The sequence below is a fragment of the Yersinia sp. 1252 StPb PI genome (assembly GCF_048593885.1).
Classification (GTDB): domain Bacteria; phylum Pseudomonadota; class Gammaproteobacteria; order Enterobacterales; family Enterobacteriaceae; genus Yersinia; species Yersinia enterocolitica_E.
This window is the reverse complement of sequence record NZ_JAZGQE010000256.1, coordinates 1-4,630: the sequence shown is the minus strand read 5'-3', so window position 1 is coordinate 4,630 and position 4,630 is coordinate 1. Positions and strand designations below refer to the sequence as shown.

The following is a 4,630-nucleotide window of genomic DNA, read 5'->3' as shown; positions in this document are numbered from 1 at the left end:
ATATAATTTACTGGTAAAGTTCAAACAGGAAGAAATATCCTGTGTAAAAGATGGGAAGTTATATTTTATTGACCATGATAAAACATTAAGAAATAACGACTTCTTACTTAACCTTAGTTATCGGATCGCTATTCCTGACTTGGCGGCTACCGGTGAAATAAAATGCACAGAAAACAATGTAGATTTCTCTCAATATAAAGGACTTGTTTATGTTGAAAATGATATGACATATTGTGAGCTGGAAGAAATCGCAGAGAAATTCAGACAGCTGAATATTGTAGAATATGTCGTCTTAGAGTCAGCAGAACCTATTATACCACCATACATACCTGACCTAGATGCCCCTTGTATCAGTGTATTGTCCAACACACCTGACTTCACAAGTAATCAGACCTATCTTCGCGCACAGGCTGGAACAAACGTTTATGGTATTGATGCTGACTACGCTTGGTCAATAGGCGTTACCGGGAAAGGCGTTCGATGCGCCGATATTGAATGGGGTAACATTTATGATCATGAAGATTTAAAAAGTGATAATTTCATAGAGCTTATTGCTACAACCAACCATGGCCATGACGATCACGGCGCTGCCGTGACAGGTGTCATTTTCGCTAGAGATAATGGCTTTGGCATGAAAGGGGCGGCCTTTGATCTTGATTACTTCTATGGCATATCTGAAATCACTTATGGCAGACCTGCGGGCATTGCTAAGGGACTGCAGTATCTTCGATCGGGCGATGTTTTCTTATTTGAGATGCAAACTGGAGGGCAAAATGGCAGGTATGTACCACCTGATTTTAATAGGGCTGTTTGGGATTTGACAAAAGAGGCTACAGATAAAGGAATTATTGTTGTTATGACGGCAGGGAATGGGAGTGAGAATTTGGATGATCCCTTTTACGCAGAATATAGGAACCGAGGAGACAATGGCGCTATTCTGGTAGGTGCTGGGTCAAGAGTGGGACGCAATCGGTTATCTTTTTCTACTTATGGTAGTAAGGTTCACGTGCAAGGTTGGGGTGGAGATGTAGCCACTACTGGATATACCAATCTTTTTAATGGTGGTCCTTTAAGGGGTTATACTTATACTTTTAATGGCACGTCGTCAGCAGGACCAATAGTCACCTCAGCAGTTATTGCGATACAGTCATGGTATAAAGCGAATCATAATGGTGCAGTATTATCTCCCCATGAAATGAGAAGTCTTTTAATCCAGACGGGTACTCCACAAGGAAGCGGCGGACATATTGGTCCTCTTCCTAATATCAGAAGGGCGATAGAAGTGCTCAAAGGTGGTGTTGTTGAGACTCCAGCGCCGTGGTCACCAAATGGCGTTCGGTACGAACTCGGTGATCTTGTTTCACACAATAGTTACATCTGGAAGTGTATATATGCCAATACTTCCAATGCAGGGTGGGCGCCGGGTGCACCGGGTGTGTATTTATGGAGCAGGGTAGTCGTGTAGTATTAAGCATGTTTTTCGAACACGTTATTCTGAAAGATAAGCCATATTATCACCGGGTGTCAATGCACCCGGTTTTTTGTGAATCATGCCTAAGAGTCTCTCAGTGTCAGCATAGTTGTCACCCCTTCTGAAAATGAAGGTTCCGTCGCATTAACCGCGAAAGTTGCATTGCCCGGTTTTCAGGCAGCTAACAGGTAAAACTGTTTCGACGAGGAGGATCCGTCCCCTGCTGGATGCCGATATTGCCTTTTGCGTATCATGTGGATCAGCTCAATACCGGCCATAATTGTCTGCACCCGACAAAACAACTTAAATCCCTGCATCAGACATATTCGGTGTTTGATATTCCGGTGATCCTGCTCCACAAGGTTATTCAAGTAATTACTCTGCCTGATGGTGATACTTTCACCTTCTGGTTTGCCCGCTTTTAGCGTAGCCAGCGCGGCCATGTTGACACCACTTTTATCGATGGCCATTACCTCAGATTCGCCACAGTGGCGAGTGGCCCTGCGGAAGCAGTGCAGTACAGTTGCGGTAGCCAGCTTAGCCGTCAGCAGGAAATCGATGGTCTGGTCTCAGTATCAACAGCCCAGTACAGGTATTTCCACTGGCCCCTGATTTTGATATAGGTTTCATCTATACGCCACCGGCTTTCCACGTGACGCTTATGCCGTCGAAATGCCCTGTCCCGCAATGGCACTAGGTGGATGACCCAGCGGTGAAGTGTGGAATGTTCAACGACAACACCATGCTCAGCCATCATTTCTTCGAGGTTGCGCCATCTCGAGGTATAGGTGAGAAACCAACGAACACATTTCGCGATAACATCGACGGGGGTGATGCCAGCGACTGAATGCGTTTCGGATCACAGGCATGGGCAGGTAACATTACGAAAGAAAAACAGGTTACCAGATAAGGCCTTAATGTGACAGAACCCTAAAAAAGCCTAAGCACACAACAATTAGTTGATAGTGTAAGTTCCTTTACCGGCAGATTTCGCGCGATACATTGCGGCATCAGCCTTGATCAACAGTGCCTTCGTGGTTATCTTCCCATCAGGCGAGATTGCCGCACCGATACTGGCCGACAGCTTCACATGCTGATGACCAATCTGCTCTATTGCCGCTAACTGTGTCAGCACTTTCTCGCAAAATTCACTCACTTGCCACCGTGGTTCTGTTAACGGCCAGAGGATAACCGTAAATTCATCGCCCGCTAGGCGTGAGACGCTGTTATGGGCATGAGTACAATCGCTGAGCAATTTGGCAAAAGTTTGCAGGACCCGGTCACCAAAATTATGACCAAAGTTATCGTTAAGTGTTTTGAATCCATCCAGATCAATTAACAGTAATGCCATCTGCTGCTGAGGGCCACAATTTGGTAATATCGTGTTCAACTGACGTAGAAACGCGCGTCGGTTGGTTAATCCGGTCAACATGTCGTGGGTGACATCGTATTCCAAGCGTTGCTGCAACTGTTTAAGCTCGGAAATATCCATAGAAAGAATATAAAACCCTTGAGTTTTACAGGGTACCAGTGTGGTATGAATTGCCAGTGTTCCTTGGCGAGTTTGCAGTTCATTCTCAAACGTCACGGTTTCACCACGCAGCACTCGTGCAATCATCGGTTTGGCAGTTGCATAAGCTTTATCCCCCATAAGCTCATGTACCGTCATCATTTTGAGTCGGTCTGCATCCAGACCAAACCAGGTTTTATAGGCACTGTTTACGAAGAGATAGCGTTCATTAACATCGATCTGGCTGATCAACGCTGGCATATTGTCGGTGATCGCCTGTAGACGCTCTTTTTCCGTTCTAAGTTGAGACTCCGTGAGTATCCGGTCCTCAATCTCCAGATTAAGCCGATTGACCACAACATTCAGTTCTTGAGTTCGCACTTCTATCTGGTTTTCGAGGCCATGTTGCAGTGTAAACAGAGATGCTTCTGCTGCTTTGCGCTCACTGATATCCATAACGACGGAAATAAAATGATGGGGATGTCCGTTGGGCAATCGATTTAATGCCACCGTGAGTTGCACCCAAGTGATTGAACCATCAGCTCGAAAGTAACGTTTCTCTATCGAGTAGGTATTTATCTCATTGTCTAATAGCTGTTTCAATAAGCTAAGGTCGGTGTTCAAATCATCAGGATGCGTGATATCCTGAAACGTGCGTCCCATTAGCTCTCGTTCTGAGTATTGTAGTATTTCACAAATTCGCGGGTTGACGCGTAACCAGTAGCCTTCCAATGAGACTAGCGCCATCCCCACGGCCGTCTGAGAGAATATTTGTTCAAATAAGGCTTCGGTACGCTGCAAGTCTGATTTCAGGCTATCGGTATAGATATTGAGCTCAATACCGTGCAGATACTCTTCAATAATCGTGGAAAAATCACGTAAGTCAGACGCCATATCAAGCGGGAATTCCTGTGGATGGCTGTCAATAATACACAGAGTACCCAGCGGAAGACCCCCCAGTGAAAACAACGGTTGTCCGGCATAGAAACCTATTTTGGGTCCACCGGTGACCAATGGGTTGTCAAAAAAACGCGGATCGGCCGCGGTGTCAGGCACAATCAGCGCATCCCGTTGCAAAATGGTGTGACCACAAAACGAGATGTTACGAGGCGTCTCCTGCACATCGAGACCCGACCGAGATAGAAACCATTGACGATCCCGGTCAATCAGCGAAATCAATGCAATACTGACGTTAAAATACTTTGCAGCCAACCGGGTTATACGGTCCAGTTTTTCCACCGAATTCGTGTTCAGTACGTTCAGCGACTTTAAGACCGACTGCCGCTCGGCTTCATTGTCGGGAAAGTGTGGCTCGAGCATGTGTACTCCTGCTTAATTTTTCAAAGGCTATTTGTAGCGATATGCAATAAAAAACAGTTGGGATCATAATTAGAGAAAATTTTCGTTCACCGACATACATAGGGTGCAACCAACCATCAGTATATTGTGGTATATAAATTGCGTTACCATCGATGGTCTTATTCTTGTTCAGTTTCAAACGTCAAAATAACTTTTTGAAATATGCATTGCGATAATATAAAATATTTTAGGTTAAATAACGTACAATCTTCTCGGTACGCAAAGCGGGCTGGTTTTTTACTGGTGACTGGAGATCACAATTTCATTGAACCAATTAACCCAAATATTAT

Annotated in this window: 2 protein-coding genes and 1 pseudogene; 1 reads left to right on the top strand and 2 read right to left on the bottom strand. The window is 45.0% G+C overall.

Annotation, left to right across the window (positions count from 1 at the left end; translation table 11 throughout):
* On the top strand, positions 1-1,465 hold a 1,465-nt coding region (locus V2A85_RS21970), incomplete at its 5' end, for a S8 family serine peptidase (protein WP_420072367.1).
* 179 nt (positions 1,466-1,644) lie between these two features.
* On the opposite strand, the pseudogene V2A85_RS21965 reads toward V2A85_RS21970, so the two are convergent.
* Both V2A85_RS21965 and V2A85_RS21960 read right to left on the bottom strand, forming a co-directional pair.
* A pseudogene (locus V2A85_RS21965) lies at positions 1,645-2,340 on the bottom strand (IS6 family transposase).
* Between the two features lie 86 nt (positions 2,341-2,426).
* Positions 2,427-4,301, bottom strand: a complete 1,875-nt coding sequence (locus tag V2A85_RS21960; protein ID WP_420072366.1) for a diguanylate cyclase domain-containing protein — start codon at positions 4,299-4,301, stop codon at positions 2,427-2,429.
* Positions 4,302-4,630: the final 329 nt, after the last annotated feature.

Bases quoted from the DNA above. Each gene is read 5' to 3' on its own strand.
- V2A85_RS21960 (WP_420072366.1), bottom strand. From the start codon at position 4,301: ATGCTCGAGCCACACTTTCCCGACAATGAAGCCGAGCGGCAGTCGGTC.